The following is a 23,892-nucleotide window of genomic DNA, read 5'->3' as shown; positions in this document are numbered from 1 at the left end:
AACCTTTTTATCTGCACTCACGGGACATCGTTCAACAGCCACGTCACCGTACTGGCATACTTGCCGGACAGGGCCGCACTATTGACTTCGAGCAGTAAGCCGCTCTCTTCATCCCAGTCATCGACCACATTGGTGACCACGTCGGCGTCCGCGGCCTCCCCCTGGCTGATGGTGATGGGCGTGGTGCCAATCGGCGTGCGGTCGTCACCGTCATAATAACTCAGTGTCCCCGCCAGCGCCTGACCGTCTTGATTGATAAACGGCGTGCTGGTGACCTGCAGCGACCATTTGGCCCCGGCCTCACGGGTATCCAAAATGTCGACCTGCCAGTCCAGCGTGCGTTTGACCCGCTGGTGCGTGCCGGTCAGGGTCGTATCCGCAAAGGAGCTCTTATCCGCAACCGTCTGGAACACCAGTTGCCGGCTGACCGTAATGGTAAATTTCACCGTGTTAGACACGTTGCCGTACGGGTCTGAGACGGTGGTCAGCAATGTGTTCTGGCCGCTCTGCAAGTCACCCGCCGCCACGGTCACGTTGAAGCGACCACTGGACGGGTCATCGCCGGCGGTCATTTGTACGTCCGGACGCTTTTTTCCGTTCAGCGTGGTGTGGACCGTCATGTCCGGGTTGGTCAGGTCAACGCCCTCGGGCACCACGACCAGACCCTTCATGACCGCGTCTTCGTTGGCTTCAATCTGAACGCTACTCCCCGACAAGGAGGCCGCGTACAATTCCAGCGTCGGGTTCAGGGTGAACGCCGGCGTATCCGTTGTCACGACCCCGTTGACGGCACTGAAGGTACTGGCTACCGAGGCCACGGTGACCGGCGCCTTCAAATTGTTCGCCGTCCCCGTCAGACTGATGGTCGCGGTAGCATTGTCAGCGGACAGCGCCTGCGCGAGCTTGATTGTCACCTGGTTGTTCGTCAGCCCAGTCAGGTCGACGGTCGTCGTGGTGCCATCCGCAGCGGTAATCTTTCCCGCGTCAATCGTCAGCTGATCCGGAATCTGTAACTGGGCCTGCACCTCTTGCCAGTCTTGCTTGCCACTCAAGTATGCCAGGTCGTAATCCAATTGAATCGCATCCTGTCCCTTGATGCTGTCGCCATCGTGCACAACTTTGCCCATGGTGGTATCGGTCAGCGTCGCGGTCGCCTGCGCATCGACTAATCCTGGCACCTCTTCGACGACGACCAGGTTATTTTCGTAGCTGTCCCCGGTCGCTCCCGTGAAGCCCCATCGAACCTGACCCGTATGCTGCGGATCAATCTCGTCGAGGTCGAGCTTGGCCGTTTCTCGCAGACCCGTCTGCGCAGTCCCGGAAACCGGGTCCTTGTCATCAAAGGTGTACGTCATCTCCCGGGTATCCGCGTGCCAATCCAGGCTTAAATGGTGCCACGCCCCGTTGGCCAGCAACGTGTAGTCACCCTTCAACAGGCCAGCATGGGTCTGCGTCGCGTAGTAGCCAACACTGTAGAGCGGTAGCAGCGTGGTCGTCTTCACCATTTGGTAGCTACTCACCGCGGCCGGATAATTGTTGGCAATGTGTGGCCCAGCAATGCCGACGTCGAAGGAATCCGCGTCCCCAGCGTTGCCGTAGTTCGTCGAGGTGTTCAAATGCGTGTCAAATTCCAGCGCCCAACTATTTTGAATCGCCGTCGTCGCTAGCTTGTCGGGCGTTGTTTGCTTCTTATCCGTATCGACGCCCCAGACACCCAAGGTCTCGCCGGACACGTTCTTACCAAATTTTGGTGTGGCTGCTAAACCGCTTTCATCATTGTGCATCACAAATGCCATGCCGTCCGCGGCCTTCTTACCGGTGTTGCCGAAATACAACCACATTGAGGCCGACTGATCTTTCGTCAAATCAAAGACGTTATCTTCCGTCGACCACAGCGCACCGAATTGCTTCTTGCCGTTGTTCACCTTGGCCGCCTGCGTTCCCGTAATGGCGGGATTCGTGGTGCCGACCACCGCTGCCTGATTATTACTCGTGGTTCCCGGCACAAAAATGTTATCAAGGGAAATACCCTGCGGCGCTGTCTTCAACGCTTGATCATAATCCGCATCCGCCTGCCCCACGGCGCTGCCAGTAAGCAACAGTCCCAGACCAATCAACCACCCTAACCAATTCTTTTGCTTCATCGCAACCGCTCCTCTCCGTCCCCAAACGGTTGTGGGACTTAATCTCTGTCTGCCATAGTCATTTCGTTTACAGTGTAACAGAAATCTTTTTTTGCCGATTGCCCGACGCAAATTTCGAAGCCTTCCCTTCGAAATCTGACTTCACGGGTTGTGTCTTGGAGGTTAGATGGCGTATCCTGGCCGCCTTACCGTCCACTCCCATTACTTTTGCCAAACCAGTGCCTACGGCTGCCAGGGGTTCCACCTGCTATGGGGGACGGCTCCAGCCCAGGCGCGGGCTTCCACCTCGCTTTGAAGCCTTGCACAACCCGCAAGTCTCCAAAGGCGCCCCACGCTGTAGGCTGAGAAAAGACCTCAGCCAACACCGTCGACACAGCTGGCTACACCCCTGGCCTCCTCCGGCAGTATTGATCACTCAGTTGTCATTGGTATAACCGGGGCCAATACCCGCGGTAACACACCGCGTGGGCTGGATCAGTGGACTTGACCAGCATCACCGTAGCCGAGAGTCCGCTAGATATGAGTTCAGCCGTGGGAGTTCCCTTAGCGGCACGGGTCACGCCGGTTAGGGAACTGGTAACTCGGAGACGCGGGCTGCCGGCTCCGAGTTAAGGGGCGAGACCGCTTCTTGGCTCGCCTCGGCACCCACCGCGTTCCAACTCATATCTAGTGGACGGTAAGGCGGCCAAGTTGGCACAATACCCACGACAAAAAACCGCCGCAACGGCTGTCTCTGGAGAGGCGCGTTGCGGCGGTTGGGTTGCGATTAAAGTTTAGCGGTCAGTTCAACATCAGGGTACTTGTCCTTGAACCAGCGTTCGGCGAAGTGGTTTTCAAACAAGAACAGTGGCTCGCCATGGTTGTCTTTGACCAGTAGGTTCCGGGATGAGGACATCCGTTCGTCCAGTTGGTCCGGGTTGATCCAGCGAGCAGTCTTCTTGCCCATAGGTTCCATGACAACTTCTGAGTTGTATTCGTTTTGCATCCGGAATTGGAAGACTTCGAACTGCAACTGACCCACAGCTCCTAAGATGTAGTCCCCCGTCGAATACGACGTGTACAGCTGAACGGCCCCTTCTTGGACCAGCTGATTGATGCCCTTGTGGAAGGACTTTTGCTTCATCACGTTTTTCGCCGAAACCCGGACAAAGAGTTCTGGCGTAAATTGTGGGAGCTTTTCAAATTTAATCTTGTTCTTTCCGGTATAAATGGCATCCCCGATTTGGAAATTCCCCGTATCATAGAGCCCGATAATGTCACCGGCCACGGCCGTTTCGACATTTTCTCGGGTATCGGCCATGAACTCCGTCACGTTGGACAGCCGCAGCTTCTTGCCCGTCCGTTCCTGCGTGACATCCATGCCCCGGTCAAATTCACCCGAACAGATTCGCACAAACGCGATCCGGTCCCGGTGATGTGGGTTCATGTTGGCTTGAATCTTGAAGACAAAACCAGAGAATTCTGGATCGGTCGGTGCCACGTCCGTATCTTCTTCGGTGTGGTGACTGGCTGGCTTCGGCGCGTACTCCAGGTACGTTTCCAAGAACGTTTTAACCCCAAAGTCGGCCAAGGCAGAGCCGAAGAAGACCGGCGTTTGATCCCCGCTGGCAATCTTGGCCTCGTCAAATTGGTTACCGGCTTCACCGATCAATTCCATGTTGTCCTTGGCGTCTTGGTACCAGCTATCCTCTTCCAAGGCATTGGGTTCGGCTAATTCACCATCTGCTTTTAATGGCAGGTATTGGTGTTTTTCGTCATCGGGCCGGAACAACGCCACACGTTGGTGGTAGCGGTCGTACAGGCCCTTCAATTCCTTACCCATCCCGATCGGCCAGTTCATTGGGTAGCCTTCGATGCCCAAGACATCTTCCAGCTCAGCAATCAGGTCCATTGGGTCGCGGCCATCCCGGTCCAACTTGTTCATGAAGGTAAAGATCGGAATGCCCCGCATCTTACAGATCTGGAATAGCTTCTTGGTCTGCGGTTCGATCCCTTTGGCAGAGTCGATGACCATGACCGCGGAGTCCACAGCCATCAGTGTCCGGTACGTATCTTCAGAGAAATCTTCGTGCCCAGGGGTATCCAAAATGTTGATGCGCTTGCCTTGGTAGTCAAATTGCATCACGGAACTGGTCACGGAGATGCCCCGCTTTTGTTCAATTTCCATCCAGTCAGACTTGGCAAAGTTGCCACTCTTCCGGGCCTTAACGGTACCGGCCTCGCGGACCACGCCCCCAAACAACAGCAGCTGTTCGGTAATCGTCGTCTTCCCGGCATCGGGGTGAGAGATGATGGCAAACGTCCGGCGTTTATCCACCGCTGACGCTAAAGTTTTTTCACTCATATTTTTTCCTCACAAAATTTTTTTAGTATTTAGAGTCTCATTTAAGTTTAAAGGTCACAGCTAGTAATTTTAACACATTTAGCAGGGAGTTGAAAGCTATCGGCCGGTGACAGACCGGGGGTACCTGGCCTCGACGTCCTTCCGCCAACCGCTCGTAACACCCACGCCAACTAGACAGTTCCGCCACCCCGTCATTGTTTCTAGACCTGGTTCGCTAGTCAACTGGATTTCGTGGTATGATTAGAGAATGAAGTTTATTTTAGAAACGGGTGAAATTATGTCGGCGTCTACAGAAGCCTTACTCATTGAAATCGTCTTTGGTGTCGGGGCCCTGGTGGTCCTGGGTGGCCTGGCTGGGCTGCTCATCGCGCGGACCAAGCACCAACCGTTGCGCCCCACTATGTCCGTGATTCTCTGCGGCGCGGGGCTAGCGGTGATTGCGCTCTTGCTCAACAATCTCTTGTTCAGGAGCTACGACCACGTCCAATTAAAAAAGAATCAATATTACGAGGTCACGAGTCTGACCACTAACATGAAACAATCCCTGGCCAGCAGCCGAACGGCCAATCAACCGATCAGTCCCCAGTCGAAAAAGGCTAGCAAGAATGTGACCTATCTGGTCAAAAACCTCAAGCAACCGTCCCGTGCACTGCGCTTGGCCAAGGACGCCCAGCACCAGCTCACCACGGTCAAGCGGCCAGATGTCAATTTGGTTCGTCACAATTACCGGCTGATCTTGCGCACCTACTTCAAGCAGGCCGGCATCACGACTGACCAGGTCGACCAGCTGACCACCCACGCTTACCGACAAGCCACCAGCTACCGTTAGTTCCGTCAGTGGTCTCCGGCGACATCATCGGACCTGGCCGCCTACCGTTACGTGAAACTCTAGGCTGGAACGCTGGGGGAGGACGGGCCGAGCCAAGGTCTCGACCCTTGCTTTGAGCCGAAAATCACGTCTCAAAGTCACCAATTTGCCAGCAAAAGCGCTGGTAAATTCCCCGGCTGAGCCTAGATTTCACTTCACTCACGGCTAAAATGGATTGACTCACCAACAACAGGCTGCACTCATGGCGATAGCCAATCACACACTACGATAAAATAAAACTGCAGGTATCCACGTCAGCGTGGTTGCCTGCAGTTTTGTTTACATTAATTTTTGACCGTTACCATCCGGCAAAGCTGGCAACCAGCGTGGTGACTGTCCGAAGCCACAGTCTGCGAGGCATCAACCATCACGGACTTAACATACATGACAGACAATTCACCACCGTAGCCGAGAGTTCGCTAAAGATGGGCTCAGCCGTGGGAGTTTTCTCAGAGGCATGGGACCCATGCTTCTGAGATAAACTGGCGTCTTTGAGACGCGAACTTCGGCTCAAAGGCGAGGTGTCGAGACCGCACTGTGGCTCGACCCGTCCGCCCACAGCGTACCGGCCCATCTTTAGCGAACGGTAAGGCGGTCAGCCCACACACATCGTCAGCCCTGCTGCCCCAAAGGCATTAAACGTTCTTTTCAATCTGTTGGACCACGTAGTTGACGATCTTCAGGGAGCTCAGCCCGTCGTCGATGGCACAGAAGCGGCGGTAGAAGTCCATGAACTTCTGGTTGCCGCTCATGTCTGGCGTCTGGAGCTTCTCGCCGATCATGTCGAGCAATTGCGTTTCGTTATGGGCAATCTCACCCGGCAAGTCCTTTTCGTAATCGAGGTAGAAGCCCCGCAGTTCATCCTTGTACATGTGATAATCATACGGGTAGAACAGGATTGGCCGCTTCAGGTAAGCGAAGTCGAAGAAGACGGAAGAGTAATCCGTGATCAGCATGTCTGAGATCAGGTACAGCTCAGAGATATCGGGATGGTTAGATAGGTCGAAAACGACCCCTTCGTACCCACTGATATCCAAGGCGTTAGAAATCAGATAGTGCATCCGCAGAACTAAGACCGCGTCTTGCCCAAATTTCTCCCGGAAATCATCCAGTGAGAATGGCAATTCGAAGGTGTACTTTCCCTTCTCAGCGAACTGGTTATCCCGGTAAGTTGGTGCGTACAAGACGACCTTCTTATCCAACGGAATCCCCAGCCGTTGCTTCAAAGCGACCACGTCTTCTGGCGTACTGTTGATGAGTTCGTCATTTCGTGGATAACCGACCTTTAAGATCTGGTTGTTAAACCCAAAGGCTGACCGGAAAATCCGCGTCGAGTAATCGTTGGGCGAAACCAAGGCATCCCAGCGGTTGGCTTCCTTCACGAAGTTGGCGTGATACTTGGCCGTCGTGGTGCCGGGCATTGACACGTTTTCAATGTCCAAGCCCAACTTCTTGAGCGGCGTCCCGTGCCAGGTCTGGATGTAAGTCACATAGTTGGGCTTACGAACCCAGGCTGGGAAGCGAGCGTTACTGATCCAGAAGCTGGCCTTTTCCAGCGTCCGGACCCACTTGGCCGTCCGTCGCACGACAAACGGGATTTGGTTTTCCCGACAGAACTTCTTCTGTGACTTGTCGATCGACCAAACAAAGTTGAAGCCCGGATACAACTGGACGAACAGCCGGTAAATAGCGTATGGTGAATCACTGACTTGCCGACCCCCGAAACTTTCAAAGATCAAAGTTGGTTGCTCAAATGGCCGGTGGCCCCGCTTGAACAGGCGCCGCATGTAGGCCAAGTTGACCTTGTCCATTAACAGTGACAACAGCTTAGTCGCACCGCCGACCTTGCCAGGTACGTTTGCCAAACGTTGCGGCAGCGTTGGGGCCGCCATTTCCTGAATGCGAATCCCGTTGTCAAAGCGCTTTTGCACTAAGATCAGCCGGTGGCCCGCCGTAATCGCTTGCGTCACTTGACCAGCCAAAGACTTGGCCAAGATGACCCGTTGTTCCAGGTCTTCACCCGCTACGGTCGAGCGAATGAATAGCTGTTGGGTGCTGTCTCGTGGCAGATCAGACAACGGAATAGCCCCCGTAAACAAGCCGTGTAGGCTCATATGCGTGATTGGCCATTCTGCGGAACTGGCTTGCTTTTCATTTTTCAAGACCAACCGCTGATTTTCAATCGCCTGGCCGTTGAGACGGCTGCGACCGATGACCTGTAGCTGATCATCTTGCAAGTTGATCGCGCTGATGGTGAATTCCGTTTCTGCTTGTTGCGTGTGCAGATTGAACAGCGCCATCCCCTCGGCATCGCTGTTGACCTGATAGAAGCTGGTCAACGTTAATTGGTGCCGGTCACTGAGGTATTCACTTTCGACTTGAATCAAGCCGCGAGTGTTTTGTTGCCGAATATTTAAGTATAGTTCCCAACTGAACTCACTTTGTTCTGAGCCCGGGATCTGCAGGTCTGCGGCGTCGAGACGAATCCGTACCACTTCCGCACTGACGACCTTGCTGATGGGAACGGTGATCGACGCCTTGGTGTTTTTTTCCAAGAAGGTGACCGCTAAATCATCAAACGGTTCCGGCACGTCGATCAGTTCAAGTTCGAGTTCCTGTAAATTCTTTTTATGATGTAATCCAGATAAAATCGCACGCACGATGGAAAAACTCCTTAGTAATTAAAAATCAGCTGGTTCGGCATTTGCGGTGAAATGGCGGCGTTGATCGCCAAGTCCACGTAAAGTCGGGTCTCTGCGGTCAACAAGTGGCTCAAAACCGCTTGGTAGAAGGTATACAGGTCATCAAAACGCCGGTAGTTCGAGTAAGCCAAGACCCCATAGTAGGTCTCCGTGGCCGATACGATCGAGGTGTGGTCCACGGTGGCGGCTTCGGCCTTGTTCCGTTGACGCTGGGTCATGTTGGCCATAGCCGCATTTTGTTTGGCATCCGCAAATTCTGTGGCCATCATGGCGGACGCGTTACTCAAATTAAAGACGTGATTGATTGGCCGTTCGTGCCGGACGAAGCGCAAGACGGCTTCTCCCTTGGCGTTCAACACGTAACTGGTCTGGGCAACTTCGTCCGTGATCTTTTCGATTCCCACGACTTGACCGTCCAAGCCATACGTATCGATCTGAGACAACTGATCGGCACGGTATTGCCGCAAGACTGTGGGCGTCTCGTCGTCGATCTGCCGCAGCTCTGCGACCAAGTGCCCCGCATCCAGGTAACGCTTGACCTGTTCTTGATTGTCAGCGAACAAGCGCTCATCGTAGTTGGTCAGGGTTGGCGTATTGCGTTCACCACTGGTCAGCTTTAGGCCTTGTTCTTCTTGATACAGGTCGGCTAAGGTTACCAGGTTCACGTCACTGACGCCCGGGTTCTTTTTGGCCAACCGGTTCAAGAAGGTCCGCACTTTCCAGGTTGCTTCAAAGTCGACCAGTGCGACTAACACGCTAACTGCCACACCCTGCTTGACCGCCTGCAATAATTGCTGCGTGAAATTGGGCTTATGCATCCCATTTAACGACGTCACTAAAAAAATAATCTGTTGCATTCCTCTGCCTCCGTCTGCGCTCTAATAAGAAAAAATCCCTAGTCAACGACTAAGGATTCTCACCAACACTACTCTTTTTCCTTCCAGTCTTCCTCGTCTGATAGGCCTAAGTCGTGCTTGATTTTAGTCGTGGAAATGCCTTCTGTCCGTGGTAAGTAAACCACTTCACAGTAGTCCTTCAAGAAGTCAAACTTGCCTTTCCAGTCGTCACCCATGACGAAGATATCAATATCATTATCTTGGACGTCGCGAATCTTCTGGTCCCAAGTGGTTTCTGGGATCACGTGGTCCACGTACTTAATGGCTTCGAGGATGTACTTACGGTCTTCATAAGACGTGTAAGCCCGCTTGCCCTTCTCGGCGTTGAATTCATCAGAAGACACGCACACTGTCAAATCATCACCCAAGGCTTTCGCCCGCTTCAATAACCGAATGTGACCCTTATGTAACAGATCAAACGTCCCGTACGTAATTACTTTTTTCATGTAGACTCTCCTACTTTATCTGGTTAATTTTCCCCACCACAGTCTGCAGGGGGCGCAAAAAAATTCCAATAACAATCTAAATAGTAGCATATTCAGCGGTCACGTCAACTTCAAACCGCAAACGTTACGCAATTCTTGAGAAATTTGACCGCTCACAGCGCGGATTTCTTCGTGTGATCCAACTGCCAAATACTGTAAAGATACTGAACAATCGTCTTCACCACGGCATACAACGGAATCGCTAAGATCATCCCCAGTAGCCCGGCAATATTTCCCGCCGCTAATAAAATAATAATAATCGTCAGCGGATGAATCTGTAAGCTTTTGCCAATGATGTTGGGGTACACCAAGTTGCCGTCGATCTGTTGGACCACCACGACCACGATGATCACGTAGAGCACCAGGCTGGTACTGCTAGCAAACGCGACGATCAGTGCTGGTAAGATACCGATGTAAGGCCCAACGTAGGGAATCAGGTTACAGATGCCGGCGAATAAGCCCAGCAACAACGCATATTTCTCGCCGACCAGGAAGTAACCGATGGCCGTAAAGCTCCCGACGAACAGGCACTCAATGATTTGTCCCCCCACGTAGCGGGCAATCGTCTTGTTCATCCGGCCAAGTAGCTCGGCAATCTGGTCGCCGTGTCTTTCGGGCAACCAGCTGCGAATGGCTGGCATGAACTTGTCGCCATCCTTGAGCATGTAGAACAGCATGACAGGCACTGTAACGGCCGTGACGGTCACCGTGGTCACTGTTCCAATGATCGAGCCAATGCCGCTGGTAAGGCCATTCATGAAGCTCTGAGCGTACTTGGCGAAGGCTGACTGGAGTTGACTGAGGTATTTGGTGAAATCAATATCCTTGAACGCCGGTTGACTGATGAATTTACTCAAGACGGTCTCGGTGGACTTGGCAAAGCCTGGAATATTGCCGATCAAGTTGGTAATCTGCGTGGCCAGCCGGGGAATCAGCCACATCCCACCAGCGACTAATATCAACACCAGCAGTAGGAACACCAGAGCCACGGCACCGGTCCGATTGATGTGAAATTTCCGCCAACGTACCTTCTCCAACAGCTTGACTAAGGGATTCAACAGGTAGAACAACACCCCGGATAACAGGAGCGGTGCGAAAATCGTCGACAGAAAGACCCCAATTGGGGAGAACAGAAAACTGATTTGCGTACAGACCCAGATCAACGCGGCCACGATCAACAATTCCAGTGACCAAAACATGATCCGCGAGTTGGCAACCCATTTCATAGCGGGCGCTCCCTTCGTTTTACCAGCCCAGAAGGCCGGCCTCATTTTTAGAAAAAAGGAGCGAGCCACGAATGGACTTGCTCCTGGTGGTACGGAAGACAACTCTTACTGATCATTCGAGCGTCGAAGTAACTCCTGATAACGTTGGTACCAGAGATCGACGTAGGCTTGGGAAAAAGGCCCCTTATGATGATTGATCCAATCGACCAAGGTCAACACGTTGGCCTTCAAGATACGATCGGTCGCCTCACCATACTGCCACCGCTGACTGAAATCTTCATACTCGTCAACGTCGAGCAGGCGCTTTTCACCATCCGGAAACACCTTCACGTCGAGATCATAATCAATGTATTTGAGCGCTTCTTTATCCAAAACGTACGGGGATGCCAAGTTACAGTAATACGATACCCCGTTATCCCGAATCATCGCAACAATGTTGAACCAATAATGCTTATGAAAATAAACGATAGCGGGCTCACGTGTCACCCACCGCCGCCCATCGTCTTCGGTGACCAGTGTGTGGTCATTGACGCCGATGAGGGCATTTTCGCTTGTTTTGAGTACCATAGTGTCGCGCCAAGTTCGATGCAAACTTCCGTCGTGCTTGTAGCTTTTGATCGTAATGAAGTCGCCTTCCTTAGGTCCTCTAGCTTCGCGCGTCATGTCTAAACCCTACTTTCTAAGTAACGGGTAACTATAAAAATTCACTCAATATTATACCAGATTAAGGCTCCCTTGAATAGGTTCAGACCGATTCTCCTGAACAAATTCTTATGGCTACCTTAAACTGACGTGGTAAAACGAATCATTTGTGGTGAGACTGTTCGTACTGGCTGCCTGCCGTCCGTCAAATGTGGGGCGGGACGCTGTGGGCGGACGGGGCGAGCCAAAATGCGGTCTCGCCGCCTTGCCTTTGAGCCGAAACCCACGTCTCAAAGACACCAGTTACCTCACCAGCCAAGACCGCTGGCAAGGCAACTCCCACGGCTGACCCGTATTTGACAGACTCTCTGCTACTGGAGTGGTTGCTAGTCAACAATTTGCTTAGCCTGGCGTGTCACCTTACTATTGCGCCGGGGGTAACACGCAGTTCCAATAAGTACCAATCTGCCAGAGACCTTCTGGCTTCACTAATTTTAGTAGTCAGACTGCTATCCAATCAGAACCTAATAGCTTAATCAGCCCCTTAGCTTTCGAACAGTCACTTGCCAAACGACGTCATCAAGTGCAGTATTAACTTAAAATCTAAAAAAAGCGAGGTAAAACACTATGGCACAAGCACCTCTAAGCTCCTTCGAACCCATGATTCCCCAAGTCGCTGAACTCTTGGCCGATGACCCCAAGTTAACAGCCTTCTTTAACGACCTGACCGTCGGCTACCAACGCGAATGGGCCCGCTACATCTTCGGCGCCAAGGCCGATGCCACCAAGCAACGGCACATCGCCGACATGCGCCAGATTCTGGCCGCGGGCTACAAGTCCAAGCGCGCTTACGGCAGTCGGCCCAAGGCTTAGGCCGACTGCTGACTGATGAAATTGGTGAAACCAGTTGCCTACGGCTGCCAGGGGTTCCGCCTGCTCTGGGGGACGCCTCCAGCCTGAGAAGCGGGCTTCCACCTCGCTTGAAAGCCTCGCCAGAATCGCGAGTCTCCCAAGTCGCCCCACGCTGTAGGCTGAGACAAAACCTCAGCCAACACCGTCGACACAGCTGGCTACACCCCTGGCCTCCTCCGGCATGATAGCGGGACTCAGCAACACGGCGCAATCGTCGTCCAGTCTAACAACTCCTTCGAGAAACTAGCGTTGTGGACACACGATTGTCAGGGTAAGCACAACCGTAGCCGAGAGTTCGCCAAATATGAGCTCAGCCGTGGGGTTCCCTTAGCAGCGCTTTTCGCTGGTTAGGGAACGGCGACTTTGAGACGTGTTCTTCGGCTCAAAGCGAGAGTCGAGACCGAACTTTGGCTCGACCGTCCGCCCACAGCGTTCCAGTCTCATATTTGGCGAACGGTAGGCGGACAACACAAACCGTTTCACCTATCACGCTCACCAGCGTTCAGATATCATACAGCAAACACCCCTAGTTACTGGCATTTTGCCTGTAACTAGGGGTGCTTTTTTACCTTTCAAATTGGCTAACCCACACTAAATACCAGAACCCTAGGTTGCCTTAGCAACAAGCGGCCATTCTCCCCCACCGTAGCCCAGATTGGACGAACGGTAAGGCGACCAGCATGCGCAAGTCTGACTGCTAATTCTTAAGCTGGCCGGATTCGAGGAGGTTCCAGATCTGGATGGCCGGCGTCTGTGCCAGTTGATTGGCCCGGTAGTAGTTGGTCAACAGGACCACGGCGTCTTGGCCGTCCTTGCTGACGAGTGCCGTGGCCTCATAGCCATACGCCAAGCCGTGCACCCGGATGTAGCCCGGGTAAACGTAGGCCCCGCCGCCATACATCGACGACGATCCCGGTGTCAGTAAGACGTTGACGTCACTTTGCGGGTACAATTTACCCAGCAACATGTTCCGCTCGCCCACGTACAGGTCGTGCGCGGACATGTAGACTTGCCCGGTCCCAAACTGGTAGAGCATCGAGGCCCGCGACTCTGGATACTCTGAATCGTAATTGGTGCCCACGTCGCTCGCATTATTATTTTGATACCCCTGTGAGAAGGCCTTGCGGTGTGCCATGTTGAAGACGAAGCCCGTGTGCTGTAAGTGCCACGGTTCGATGATGTTTTCCGTGAAGTATTGCCGGTAACTTTCCCCGGTGACCTGCTGGATGATACCTGCCAGCAGCATGAAGTTGACCGGTGCGTAGTTCCACTTGCCAATATTTTGGGGCTGACTAATAATGTGGTGCAAAATGAACTTGATCATGCCGTCTTCTGAATTCAGTGAATTCGGAAAGGCTTCCAGTGACAGCCCACTCTTCATGTCCAACATGTCCCGCAAGGTAATGCGCGGCGCCCCATTGATCTGGGGATAGTACTTCGATAATGGATCGCTCAGTGACAATTTCTGTTCCGCAGCCAGTTTCATGATCAAGCCAGCCGTAAAGGACTTCTGCACGGAGGCCAACTGATAAATGCTGTTGATGCCATTTTTCTTTTGCTCACTGGCCCGGGCATAGCCGAATCCTTGCTCATACATGGTCTGGCCCGAATGCACGACCAATGCCGTTCCCACGAACCGGTTGGCCCGTAAAATGGCGTCGATCTGCCGGGTGGCCGCCGTCACCTTTGGCTTGACGGTCTTTTTCTTGGCCGGCTTTTTGGCCTTAGGCTTCGGTTTGGGCTTGGGTTTGACGACTGAACTACTCGTCGCTGCCGGTTCCGCGTGACTCTGCGTTTGCCCGTTGAACCACCAAGCCAAGCCGCCCCCAATGCCTAAAATCATCCCCAAAGATACCAGGATGCCCAACGTTCTCTTCCGCATGACAACTCCCCCTTACTCTTTGTTGCTGCCTACTCCGCCGATTCCCCTAAATCAGCCAACCACTGACTAATATCGTCCAGCTGAAAGCCTTTGCGATACAACGTCTGTTTGGTCTTATATTTGCGTTCTGACGGACTCAACGCCCGATACCGCCGCCAGATCTTTTCACCTTGCTTGACCAGTAGCTCGTGTTGCTGATCAAGGTCGGGAGTCAGGTCCAGGCTGGCAATCATTTGACCGGCCTCATCGTTATTGAAGCCGCGGGTGATCAGCCCCTGGCGAATCTTCTGTTGCTGGGTACCAAAGGCCTGGCGATGGTAACGCTTGGCCAGCTTCTCCGCCGCAGCCGTCCCCACGGCTAAGCGGTCTTCTGGCGTGTACAAGACCAACGCATCATCGATTAATTTCTCGCCCACACCCTTCTGCCGCAAATGCTGACGGATCACCCGCGGACCTTTATCGCCCGTGTGCATCATGGTCCGCACGTAACTGGCGGCGTAATGGGCATCGTCCACCAGATTTAGTTCCCGTAATTTCTGAAACGTTAACGTGATTGTCTCTTCTGGAATCTCCAGTTCGACTAATTTATCATGAATTTCCTTTTCCGTTCGCAACTGATTGGACAGGTAATCCAACGCACGATTGTACGCCTTGGAAACGTTGTCCGCATCCACCAGCTGCGTTTCCAAGTCCTTGGTGATCTCCATGCCCTTGTACAGGCGAAAATCAATCAGGACACTTTCGCTGACCGGAAACGCGTAAGCGCCGTCAACGTATACGTTATAACGGCCGCTATTTTTCTTCTGGGCCTCAATCATGGTAATGACGGCCATTAAAGTCACATCCTTCGTTAAAAATCGACTCACTCTTTCACTTGTTCTGGCACCATTTTACCAGTTCTACCGGGGGTGTGGGAAGCAGAGTGCCAGATTTGTTAGTCAATCATCTTTTCGCGGGACACACGGTCATTTCCCCCAACCGTTCCTAGTCACCGCCACGGCAACCTGTTATAATTAACGGCAAACACGGGTTTAACCGCTAAGGAGTGAAGCGTATGGTATCAGCACAAGTAGTCTTTGCCACCATCACTGGCAACAATGAAGACGTGGCCGACATTGTCACGGAAAAGTTAGAGGACCTCGGCTGTCAGGTCAAGGAAACGGAAATCTCACAGACCGACGCCGCCGAATTTGAAAACGTGGACATCTGTGTGGTCTGCGCCTACACCTACGACGAAGGGTCACTCCCCGATGAAGGGATGGACTTCTACGAGGATTTGCAAGACCTCGACCTCACAGGAAAGGTTTACGGCGTGGCCGGGTCCGGCGACACCTTCTACGGCGAGTACTACAACACCACCGTTGACCACTTCGAAAACACCTTCCAAAAGACGGGCGCTACCCGCGGTGCGGCACCAGTCAAAATCAACCTGGCTCCCGACCAAGCGGCCATCGACCAGTTGGACGCCATGGCCCAACAGCTGGTTGACACCTACCATCAGACACAACACTAAGTTAATGACAAAATAGACCAGACGAATTGCCGTCTGGTCTATTTTGCGTTCACCCGCTTACTTGGATGATTTATTTTTCAAATGATATTTGCGATACTTCAGGAGATTGGGAATCGCTAGGGCCTGCTGTTCTTCGATGGCACCGACGATCAATTCCTGGATGGCGGCGTTTAGAACCGCCCCAAACATCAGGATCAAGCCGGTGAAGTCCAACCAGAACATTAAGAAGATGAAGGTCCCAATGGTTTTGTAGCTGTCAATATTGTGGGCAAAATACTTCACGTAGATCGAGAAGACTTGCGACAACAGCAACCAGCCCACCGTTGCGACCAGCGCACCTGGCCACACGAAGCGCCATTTTAATTTGGCGTTGGGCACGAAGTAAAACAGAATCATCAAGACGATGAAGACCACGAAAAATGTCAGTGGCCATTTCAAGGCGTTGACGTAGGCCAAGATAGCACTGGGCAAATGCAGTAACGGCGTTAATTTTTCCAAAACGATTTGGCCGAAACTAAAGAAGATCATCAGTGCAAACAGGAGCGCAATCAGCGCCACCATCCAAATGAAGGCCACGATTCGGTTGACCAGTGCATTTTGATTCTTCGCCACCCCATAGGCCCGGTTCACCGTGCGTTGAAACGCCGCAACCGCCCGGGATGATGACCAGATGGAGACGATGACCCCAATGGACAAGACGCCCCCGCTCCGGTTATTGAGAAACGAGTGGATGATTGGCTCCAGCATATCGAAAATGCTCTCCGGTACCATGGGCTCAATGCTGGCCAGCACCGTGCTGGTTTGAATGTTCAGATAAGGTAAAAGACTAGCTAGCACCAGCAGCGCGGGAAACATCGACAGCAACGTATAGTAAGCCAGGACCACGGCCGAGTCTGAGACGTTGGCCATGGTGTAGTGCTTGGTGATGGTCATGTAGATGCGTTTGAGTTGCGCACCTCGCTTACGCCACTGAGTGGTCACGGTCGGATGGCTCCCTTCTTGGTTTAATTTGATTGGATTCAGCTTGGATTGTAGCAGTGTCCTCGCTGACCGCCTACCGTCCGCCAAATATGGGTCGGAACGCGGTGGGCGGACCGGACCGAGCCTGAGAAACGGTCTCGGCCTCGCTTTGAGCCGAAGACCGCGTCTCAAAGACGCCAGTTACCTAAGCGGCATGAATCGCGCCACTAAGGCAACTCCCACGGCTGAGCCCATATTTGGCAGACTCCCAGCTACAAGAGTACTTGCCAGTAACAATTAGTGTAGCCCCAGCTAGCTCTACTAAGCCCAACACAGGGCTACACTGATAAGCACTAACTGGCCGGCGTAAACTCCTGGTCTCACTAATTTTAGCGGACAGAACACTGTCGTTCTGGAAATCAACGCGTTAAGTCTACTTTTAATCTTTTGTCTGTAGCCTTAAAACGACCCATAGTCCTCAGCGAACTTGAGCGTACCAATCATCTTTTCCAGTGTCTTACGGCTGAAGCGCACCCGTTTGGCCTGACGGAATGACTCGATGAACGTCTTCAAGTCTTCGTAGTTCGCCACCGCTGTACAGTTGTAGGCGTCGTGGGCGTTGAGCTTGGTCTTGTTCCCCACGACTAATGAATTGCTCCGGTCATAACGGTCGTAATAATTATAATAAACTAACGGCTTCACGAAGTCGATGATCCGATCGTTTTTATTTTCCAATTGCTTGTGCATCGTGATTTCACTATTGATGTAGCGCACCAGCAATTTGGAAGACAATTCCGCTTGGGTCGCCGGGTTACTGATGCCCGTGTGCAGCGTGATGGACCGTTGGCCACGGCCTTCTTGTTCCAGACTCATGGTGTAGCCCTGCGTCAGTGATTCATTTTCTTCCGACAGATTCGGCAAGAAGAACCGGTCGAGCCGGTTGGTCAGAGCCTTAGCCGTATCCTTTTCTCGGCTCCCTAGGTTGACGCCAGAAAAGTCGTCCAGGCTGGAAGAAAAGATTTCTTCGGACAGATCATGGAAGATCATCCCCCGCCAGTACTTGCTTTCCACGTTGATGACGCCAAACGATGTCACTAGTAAGTTGTCGATCTGCATGACGCGCCAGGAATCGCCGTCGTTCATTTCCTGGGTCACGGGATTCTTGACTTTGTTGGCGAAATGCACGTTGCGCAAGATCTTATAGTCAAAGCGCTCGTTGTGCTTCTTCGCGGCCAAATGAATGTCACGCATGATTTCTGATAATTGTTCTGTGGTCTTAATCTCGGCCCGGTCATATGCCGTCTCAGCCATTCGCATTGCCCCCATTAATCGCCGCTTCGATGGCAGCTAAAATTCGTTCTGACGCATGACCATCCCCGTAAGGATTCTTGGCCTGCGCCATTTGGTCGTACGCCGCCTGATCAGTGAGCAGTGTTTCCATGGCTGCCGTGACCTTGGCAGGATCGGTGCCGACCAACTTCAACGTCCCGTTCGTGACCCCTTCCGGCCGCTCCGTGGTGTCACGCAAGACCAGAACGGGTTTGTTCAGGGACGGGGCTTCTTCCTGGACCCCACCGGAATCCGTCATGATGAAGTAACTCCGCGCGGCCAGGTTATGGAAATCAACCACATCCAGCGGGTCGATCAGGTGAATCCGGTCCATGCCGTCTAATTCTTCATGAGCCGCAGCCTGAACCACAGGGCTCAAATGCACGGGATAAACCAGCTCGATATCCGGATGGTTCGTCACGACCTGCCGCACAGCCTTGAAGACCGCGTGCATTGGTGCGCCTTGGTTCTCCCGCCGGTGCATGGTCATCAAGATCATGTGGTGCCCGGCCTGGACCTGATCCAAGACGGCGTGGTGATAGTTGGGGTCGACCGTTTGCTTCAAGGCATCGATTGCGGTGTTCCCAGTGACGGAAATATGGTCGTCCGGATGGGCCTGTTTCAACAGGTTTTGCCGCGACAATTCCGTTGGCGCAAAGTACAGGTCGCTCAAAATATCCGTCAGTTGCCGATTCATTTCTTCTGGGAACGGCGAGTACTTGTCCCAGGTCCGCAAGCCAGCTTCCACGTGGCCCAGCATGGTTTGGTGGTAAAAGGCGCTGATGCTAGCCGCAAAGGTCGTGGTCGTGTCGCCGTGGACCAGTACGATGTCTGGCTTAGCGTCATCGATGACCGTATCTAACTTGGTCAGGACCCGCGTCGTGATGTCACTCAGCGTCTGCTTGGGCCGCATGATATTCAGATCATAATCTGGGGTAATCTTGAAAATGTCCAGCACTTGGTCCAGCATCTCTCTGTGTTGCGCCGTTACCACCGTGATTGGGGTAAATTCGGCTGGTCGTTGCTGCATGGCCAAGATGATTGGGGCCATTTTAATCGCTTCGGGACGTGTCCCAAAGACCGTCATTACTTTAATTGGTTTTGTCACAATCTCTCCTCCAAGTGGTGTTGATTAGGTCAATTATAGCAGATGCCACTCGCCCATGTTATTAATTCCCGTATTTTACCAGAAATGCTACACTGGTCTCGAAGTCTTTGCCGCAGACGTCTGCGTGGCTATCCCGTGGTCCTCCGCTTTTCACCCACTAATCAGTCATTGTCGCGAACTTTTAAGGGAAATGTCATGGTCAGCCCCTAACATTTGAGGTAAGATAGTATCGTTGTGTGAAAGGAATGTCTAAGCATGAAAAAAATCAGTCTGGTCGTTCCTTGCTATAATGAGGAGGAGTCAATTCCATTATTTTACCGAACTGTTAGCAAGGTGATCGACTCAATGAACACCCCTACCCCGACGGTAACGCCGGAATACATTTTCGTGGATGATGGGTCTAGTGACCACACCCTGAAGGAAATGAAAGAGTTACACCAAAATCATCCGGAGACCGTCCACTACCGGTCGTTCTCCCGGAACTTTGGCAAGGAATCGGCGCTTGCTGCGGGATTACAAGCCACGACCGGGGAAATGGTCGCAGTCATGGACGTCGATTTGCAGGATCCACCGGAGTTATTGCCGAAAATGTTCGCGCTCATCGAAAACGAGGGCTACGACTGTGTCGGCACGATTCAAAAGGAGCGGCGCGGCCAAAGCAAGCTGCGGGCTTTCTTGTCCAGCAGCTTCTACCGGGTCATCAATAAGATCTCAGATGTCCGGATCGAACCCAACGCGCGGGACTATCGGTTAATGACCCGCCAATTTGTGGACACCGTTATTTCATTGCCGGAATTCAACCGCTTCTCCAAGGGTATCTTCAGTTGGGTCGGTTTTAAAGCCACCTACCTGACCTACGAGAGCCAACCACGGGCGGCCGGGACCACGCACTGGAACTTGCGGCAGTTGTTTGCCTACTCCATTGAAGGCATCATCGACTTCTCTAACGCACCATTGCGACTCGCCACCTGGGTCGGCAGTATTTCCTTTATCCTGTCGATCTTCGGGTTGCTGTTCGTCATTATCCGGGCCTTGACCGTTGGTGGTGCCGTGGCTGGCTGGCCTTCACTGGTTGCCATTCTGCTCTTCATCGGCGGCATTCAGTTGTTCTGTCTGGGGATTCTCGGGCAGTATATCAACAAGATTTACTTGGAAACGAAACACCGGCCAAAGTACATCGTCCGGGAAGAAAAATAACTGCTTATTGGAGTTTGGACAAAATCGTCCGAACTCCTTTTTTGTGCCTGACATTGTATTAACTGACCGCCTCCTGTCCGCCAAATATGAGCCGGAACGCGGTGGGCGGCGGGACGAGCCAAAGTACGGTCTCGTCTCCTCGACTTTGAGCCGAAAGACCACGTCTCAAAATCGCCAGTTTCCTAACCGGCATGGAACGTGCCGCTAAGGAAACTCCCACGGCTGAGCACATATTTGGCGGACTTCCGGCTACGAAGATGTTTCACTGCCAATAGGTTAGTCCTTGGCAACAGGTAAACTACAATCAGATCTGACTCAACTCGAGGTTATTGACGAGCATCAAACAGTATTCGTGTCGATTCAGTTTGCGAACCATCGCTTCCTGAGCTGGCCGTCTGCCGTCCGTCAATAACAATTGGCTTAGTCCCAGGTAGTAACTACTTTATCAACTAACTCCAGGTCCAACATAGTGTGACTGACACGTACTACCCTGGCTGACGCAGGCTCCTGGTTTCACTAATTTTAGTGGACAGAGCAGGCACAAAGTCAGCAGAATCATTGCTGGAATGGCAGCGTTCAGCTACATTAGTAGTTGATCCGTCATGTAGCCGAGAGTGAGCTAAATTTGGACGCAGCCGTGGGTGTTCGTAAGTGACCTGGCATTTAAAGGCTAACAAAAAGCCTGCATCCTCGAAGGACACAGGCCAAAAAACATTTTAAATTAGTGAATAATTGCATTCATCAGTAAGACCATCAACAGCCCGACCACGGAGATGACCGTTTCCAATGTCGTCCAGACCTGGAACGTTTGCTTAACGCTCAAGTCGAAGTACTCGGAGAACATCCAGAAACCAGCATCGTTCACGTGAGAAGTGGCTAAGGAACCGGCCCCAATTGCCAAGGCAATCATGACGGGATCAGCACCCAGTGAGTGCATCAATGGCGTGATCAGCCCGGAGGCCGTCATCCCGGAAACCGTGGCGGAACCCAAGGAGATCCGTAAGATAACCGTAATCAGCCAAGCCAACAAAATTGGTGAGAACGTAGAGTTCATCATCAACTGTTGCACGGCCTTACCAACCCCACCGTCGATCAGGACTTGCTTAAAGGCAGAGCCCCCAGCAATAACCATCAGTAACATGGCGATCGACTTGATAGCGTCTTCCAGTGTCCCACTGATTTCTTTCATCGAGCGACCCCGATGGAAACCCATGGACCAGATGGCAAATAGCAAGGCCACGACCATGGCGATAACGGGATTCCCCAGCATGGTGATGACCGCATCTAAACCGTGCGGATTCTTCGGCGCAGTCCCCCCATTGACCACCATTTGGTAAACGGTTGCCAAAATCATGAAGACTACTGGGAACAATGACGTGAAGACGGACAGACCGAAGCCTGGCGTTTCCTTCAGGTCAAATTCCTTCACTTCCCCGAATGCGGGCAAGGAACGTTTGACGACGAATAAATCTGGATTAAACCGGCGGATCACTCGGGTCCAAATTGGACCAGCGACGATCACACAGGGAATGGCCACAATGATACCGACCATTAACATTTCCCCCACATTTGCCCCTAAAGCCGTCGCAACGGCGGTTGGGGATGGTTGTGGTGGTAAGAACCCTTGGGTCGCAGACAGGGCCGCGGCCATCGAGATTCCCAGGTAGAGGAATGGCACTTCGGCTTCCAGCGCAACCGCAAAGACGATTGGCGTAACCAAGACCAGTCCCACTTCAAACAACAGAGAAATCCCAATCAAGAAGGACGCAACCACGATGGCAACCTGGAGGCGTTTCTTCCCAAAAATCTTAATCAACGTCCGGGCAATTCGGTAAGAACCCCCAGCATCAGACACTAACCGACCAATCATGGCACCGAATCCAAAAACGATAATCAGTTCGCCCATCGAGCTCCCGATACCATTTTTGATGGAATCCGCAATATTTGCCGGGTTCATGCCTAAACCAAGCGCTACCAAAATAGACGTAGCGATCAGTGAAACGAAGGTGTTTAACTTTACCCGAATGATCAAGAAGAGTAAAAGTAAAATACCCAATAACAAAATCACGAACTGCATATTTCTCTCTCTTTTCTTATGCTCGATTCTGATAAAATCGGCCTGCCGTAGCCAGATTCTATCTTGTCGCATAAGAATCATTGTATGAAAAAAGTTTTCAACTTGCAAGGGGGTAACTGAATGTTATTTACAGTTCGTTTGTGAAAACAGCCGTGAAAACGCTATCTGACAATCATTACAGAAATTGGAGAATATTTTGCCATGTAGGCCGCTTGGCTCCCGAAATATTTCCGGACACCATTCTTAGACAACGACCCGACCACCAACAAATCTGGCTCCACTTCGGGAATGATCTGCTTCACAATGGTCTCGCCGGGGTCGCCCTCACCGATAATAATTTTCACCTTAGTGATGCCGAAGCGCCGCGCTAAGTTCTCGTAAGCCTCCAAGTGTTTTTGCAAATCAGCCCGTTGACCGTGAACGTAATCCTTGCTGAGAGCTTGGTAGATATTCATGTTATCAGATTCCAGTACAGAACAAATAACCAACTCAGCGTCATCAAACTTAGCTCGGTTCATCGCGTAACGGAAAGCCAATTGGGCATCGGGTGAATCATCCACCCCAACCAATATCCGGGTAAACTTCTTTGGGTTCATTGATCCTGCATTGTCCATTGAAACTCCTCCTCACTTTTTTCAGCACTACGTTCATTATAGCCGAAAACGGTTCCATTGGGGAGGTGAACGCATTAAAAATGTACATCGGTTAGCAGGTTAGCAGTTGAGCAAACGGTAAATAGGTGCCTTATACCGAAAAATGTGGCCCCCCAACAGTTGACCTGTTAGTTGTGCCACATACATTCGTAGTTGATAGTTTCAATAAAAACGGAAATAAGAAAAGTCACACACTTTACCCATAGTTTTGCGATTTAAGAACTCTTTTTCCGCTTCTTGTAGGGTTTGAAAACATTGATGCTACGAACAGATGCAAAACCAATCGATGTTGCACGAATCCCTTCATGATCAATAATCTTATATAGCGAATCATAGATATTTCCAAACTTGTATTTCGAGTTTACGATATTCATCAATGACTTAATTATCAATAAAACGATTGCTAACCCATTGGAATAGCCACTTTCTGTCTCCAAAATTTTAGATTTATATCTACGTGGAACCATTGGCTGAGTCCGTAAATTCAAATCAATCAAGTTAGAATTATGCGCACAAGTATTTCGAACAAACAGCAGACACCTTAGCCATGACATGAGTTCATCCGGTGTGCACCCATATATCTTCGCCAGCGCGCGCTTGTTATTAAGAGACATAATACTAATTAAGTTAATGATATTTCCAAACATCAGTACATTACTCAATAACCACACCGTCGGGAAGCCCTCATCATTCTTATTTGCTGAGACGTTTACATAATGATTTCGGGATTTTTTCACAGCCTTTAACAAGTCCTTTTTGAAATAAAATTGCTTTTCTTCAACCTGAAATCTCTTGATTCCCCTATCACACCAGTTGCTGAAGTTTAGATAGCCAAAAGCACCATATTTCTTTCCAAGAATTGTGGCAACACTATTTCCTGGTAGCGTCAAGAATCTTGTGTAAACGAAATGCCTTCGTACATATAATATGTATCTAACTTAAATAAATGATGCT

The 23,892-nt window shown here is 51.7% G+C and carries 19 protein-coding genes; 4 read left to right on the top strand and 15 right to left on the bottom strand.

The window, feature by feature from the left end:
- Positions 1–17 precede the first annotated feature (17 nt).
- Positions 18–2,144, bottom strand: coding sequence for an L-type lectin family protein (locus NGM66_RS11415; RefSeq protein ID WP_208909279.1), 2,127 nt, complete (start codon positions 2,142–2,144; stop codon positions 18–20).
- 766 nt (positions 2,145–2,910) lie between these two features.
- Entirely contained in the window at positions 2,911–4,488 is a 1,578-nt protein-coding gene (locus tag NGM66_RS11410) for a peptide chain release factor 3 (protein WP_208909278.1), read from the bottom strand.
- Positions 4,489–4,735: 247 nt separating this feature from the next.
- On the opposite strand from NGM66_RS11410, the gene NGM66_RS11405 reads away from it, so the two are divergent.
- Positions 4,736–5,317, top strand: a complete 582-nt coding sequence (locus NGM66_RS11405; RefSeq protein WP_245155228.1) for a hypothetical protein — start codon at positions 4,736–4,738, stop codon at positions 5,315–5,317.
- A gap of 674 nt (positions 5,318–5,991) precedes the next feature.
- On the opposite strand, the gene NGM66_RS11400 is transcribed toward NGM66_RS11405, so the two are convergent.
- The 5 genes from NGM66_RS11400 to ntdP form a co-directional block, all read right to left on the bottom strand.
- Positions 5,992–8,016 carry a CDP-glycerol glycerophosphotransferase family protein gene (locus NGM66_RS11400; protein ID WP_208909277.1) on the bottom strand — a complete coding sequence of 675 codons (2,025 nt, stop codon included), beginning with the start codon at positions 8,014–8,016 and terminating at the stop codon, positions 5,992–5,994.
- A gap of 14 nt (positions 8,017–8,030) precedes the next feature.
- A complete protein-coding gene (locus NGM66_RS11395) occupies positions 8,031–8,915 on the bottom strand; it encodes a hypothetical protein (protein WP_208909276.1) in 885 nt (294 codons plus the stop codon).
- 68 nt (positions 8,916–8,983) lie between these two features.
- Positions 8,984–9,400 (bottom strand): glycerol-3-phosphate cytidylyltransferase, encoded by a 417-nt coding sequence (gene tagD / locus NGM66_RS11390; RefSeq protein ID WP_208909275.1) that lies wholly within the window; start codon positions 9,398–9,400, stop codon positions 8,984–8,986.
- Positions 9,401–9,552: 152 nt separating this feature from the next.
- Positions 9,553–10,665, bottom strand: coding sequence for an AI-2E family transporter (locus NGM66_RS11385; protein ID WP_208909274.1), 1,113 nt, complete (start codon positions 10,663–10,665; stop codon positions 9,553–9,555).
- Positions 10,666–10,770: 105 nt separating this feature from the next.
- Positions 10,771–11,328 carry a nucleoside tri-diphosphate phosphatase gene (gene ntdP / locus NGM66_RS11380; RefSeq protein ID WP_125574805.1) on the bottom strand — a complete coding sequence of 186 codons (558 nt, stop codon included), beginning with the start codon at positions 11,326–11,328 and terminating at the stop codon, positions 10,771–10,773.
- A 606-nt stretch (positions 11,329–11,934) separates the two neighbouring features.
- Here ntdP and NGM66_RS11375 point away from each other — a divergent pair.
- Positions 11,935–12,180, top strand: coding sequence for a YdeI/OmpD-associated family protein (locus NGM66_RS11375; protein ID WP_208909273.1), 246 nt, complete (start codon positions 11,935–11,937; stop codon positions 12,178–12,180).
- A gap of 736 nt (positions 12,181–12,916) precedes the next feature.
- Here the strand turns inward: NGM66_RS11375 and NGM66_RS11370 are convergent.
- Positions 12,917–14,101: a serine hydrolase domain-containing protein gene (locus NGM66_RS11370; RefSeq protein WP_208909272.1), complete on the bottom strand. Its 1,185-nt coding sequence runs from the start codon at positions 14,099–14,101 to the stop codon at positions 12,917–12,919.
- 29 nt (positions 14,102–14,130) lie between these two features.
- The gene (recX, locus tag NGM66_RS11365; RefSeq protein WP_208909271.1) at positions 14,131–14,934 is read right to left on the bottom strand and encodes a recombination regulator RecX; all 804 of its coding nucleotides are present in this window, start codon (positions 14,932–14,934) and stop codon (positions 14,131–14,133) included.
- 221 nt (positions 14,935–15,155) lie between these two features.
- Here recX and NGM66_RS11360 point away from each other — a divergent pair, with 221 nt between their 5' ends.
- Entirely contained in the window at positions 15,156–15,614 is a 459-nt protein-coding gene (locus NGM66_RS11360) for a flavodoxin (RefSeq protein WP_208909270.1), read from the top strand.
- A gap of 57 nt (positions 15,615–15,671) precedes the next feature.
- Here NGM66_RS11360 and NGM66_RS11355 read toward each other — a convergent pair whose 3' ends face one another.
- The 3 genes from NGM66_RS11355 to wecB form a co-directional block, all read right to left on the bottom strand.
- A complete protein-coding gene (locus NGM66_RS11355; RefSeq protein ID WP_208909269.1) occupies positions 15,672–16,595 on the bottom strand; it encodes a YihY/virulence factor BrkB family protein in 924 nt (307 codons plus the stop codon).
- 438 nt (positions 16,596–17,033) lie between these two features.
- The gene (locus NGM66_RS11350; RefSeq protein ID WP_208909268.1) at positions 17,034–17,885 is read right to left on the bottom strand and encodes a nuclease-related domain-containing protein; all 852 of its coding nucleotides are present in this window, start codon (positions 17,883–17,885) and stop codon (positions 17,034–17,036) included.
- Positions 17,878–19,011, bottom strand: coding sequence for a non-hydrolyzing UDP-N-acetylglucosamine 2-epimerase (gene wecB / locus NGM66_RS11345; protein ID WP_308707570.1), 1,134 nt, complete (start codon positions 19,009–19,011; stop codon positions 17,878–17,880). The genes NGM66_RS11350 and wecB overlap by 8 nt, the downstream gene beginning before the upstream one ends.
- A 255-nt stretch (positions 19,012–19,266) precedes the next feature.
- Between wecB and NGM66_RS11340 the strand changes: the two genes are divergently transcribed.
- Positions 19,267–20,208 carry a glycosyltransferase family 2 protein gene (locus tag NGM66_RS11340; protein ID WP_208909267.1) on the top strand — a complete coding sequence of 314 codons (942 nt, stop codon included), beginning with the start codon at positions 19,267–19,269 and terminating at the stop codon, positions 20,206–20,208.
- 721 nt (positions 20,209–20,929) lie between these two features.
- Here NGM66_RS11340 and NGM66_RS11335 read toward each other — a convergent pair.
- The 3 genes from NGM66_RS11335 to NGM66_RS11325 all read right to left on the bottom strand — a co-directional run bounded on the left by NGM66_RS11335 (position 20,930) and on the right by NGM66_RS11325 (position 23,828).
- The gene (locus NGM66_RS11335; RefSeq protein WP_258115683.1) at positions 20,930–22,285 is read right to left on the bottom strand and encodes a gluconate:H+ symporter; all 1,356 of its coding nucleotides are present in this window, start codon (positions 22,283–22,285) and stop codon (positions 20,930–20,932) included.
- 161 nt (positions 22,286–22,446) lie between these two features.
- The gene (locus NGM66_RS11330; RefSeq protein ID WP_208909265.1) at positions 22,447–22,899 is read right to left on the bottom strand and encodes a universal stress protein; all 453 of its coding nucleotides are present in this window, start codon (positions 22,897–22,899) and stop codon (positions 22,447–22,449) included.
- Positions 22,900–23,153: 254 nt separating this feature from the next.
- Complete coding sequence (locus NGM66_RS11325; protein WP_258115682.1) at positions 23,154–23,828, bottom strand: Abi family protein; 675 nt, start codon at positions 23,826–23,828, stop codon at positions 23,154–23,156.
- Between the last annotated feature and the right edge of the window lie 64 nt (positions 23,829–23,892).

The sequence above is a fragment of the Levilactobacillus yiduensis genome (assembly GCF_024718525.1).
GTDB classification, from domain to species: Bacteria; Bacillota; Bacilli; order Lactobacillales; family Lactobacillaceae; genus Levilactobacillus; species Levilactobacillus yiduensis.
The sequence above is the reverse complement of the archived record's forward strand: the minus strand, read 5'-3'. Positions and strand labels throughout refer to the sequence as shown.

What these genes read in the sequence shown, in the direction of transcription:
- NGM66_RS11415 (WP_208909279.1), bottom strand. Translation starts at nt 2,144, where the DNA reads ATGAAGCAAAAGAATTGGTTAGGGTGGTTGATTGGTCTGGGACTGTTG.
- NGM66_RS11410 (WP_208909278.1), bottom strand. Translation starts at nt 4,488, where the DNA reads ATGAGTGAAAAAACTTTAGCGTCAGCGGTGGATAAACGCCGGACGTTT.
- NGM66_RS11405 (WP_245155228.1), top strand. Translation starts at nt 4,736, where the DNA reads ATGAAGTTTATTTTAGAAACGGGTGAAATTATGTCGGCGTCTACAGAA.
- NGM66_RS11395 (WP_208909276.1), bottom strand. Translation starts at nt 8,915, where the DNA reads ATGCAACAGATTATTTTTTTAGTGACGTCGTTAAATGGGATGCATAAG.
- tagD (WP_208909275.1), bottom strand. Translation starts at nt 9,400, where the DNA reads ATGAAAAAAGTAATTACGTACGGGACGTTTGATCTGTTACATAAGGGT.
- NGM66_RS11385 (WP_208909274.1), bottom strand. Translation starts at nt 10,665, where the DNA reads ATGAAATGGGTTGCCAACTCGCGGATCATGTTTTGGTCACTGGAATTG.
- ntdP (WP_125574805.1), bottom strand. Translation starts at nt 11,328, where the DNA reads ATGACGCGCGAAGCTAGAGGACCTAAGGAAGGCGACTTCATTACGATC.
- NGM66_RS11375 (WP_208909273.1), top strand. Translation starts at nt 11,935, where the DNA reads ATGGCACAAGCACCTCTAAGCTCCTTCGAACCCATGATTCCCCAAGTC.
- NGM66_RS11370 (WP_208909272.1), bottom strand. Translation starts at nt 14,101, where the DNA reads ATGCGGAAGAGAACGTTGGGCATCCTGGTATCTTTGGGGATGATTTTA.
- recX (WP_208909271.1), bottom strand. Translation starts at nt 14,934, where the DNA reads ATGGCCGTCATTACCATGATTGAGGCCCAGAAGAAAAATAGCGGCCGT.
- NGM66_RS11360 (WP_208909270.1), top strand. Translation starts at nt 15,156, where the DNA reads ATGGTATCAGCACAAGTAGTCTTTGCCACCATCACTGGCAACAATGAA.
- NGM66_RS11350 (WP_208909268.1), bottom strand. Translation starts at nt 17,885, where the DNA reads ATGGCTGAGACGGCATATGACCGGGCCGAGATTAAGACCACAGAACAA.
- NGM66_RS11340 (WP_208909267.1), top strand. Translation starts at nt 19,267, where the DNA reads ATGAAAAAAATCAGTCTGGTCGTTCCTTGCTATAATGAGGAGGAGTCA.
- NGM66_RS11335 (WP_258115683.1), bottom strand. Translation starts at nt 22,285, where the DNA reads ATGCAGTTCGTGATTTTGTTATTGGGTATTTTACTTTTACTCTTCTTG.
- NGM66_RS11330 (WP_208909265.1), bottom strand. Translation starts at nt 22,899, where the DNA reads ATGGACAATGCAGGATCAATGAACCCAAAGAAGTTTACCCGGATATTG.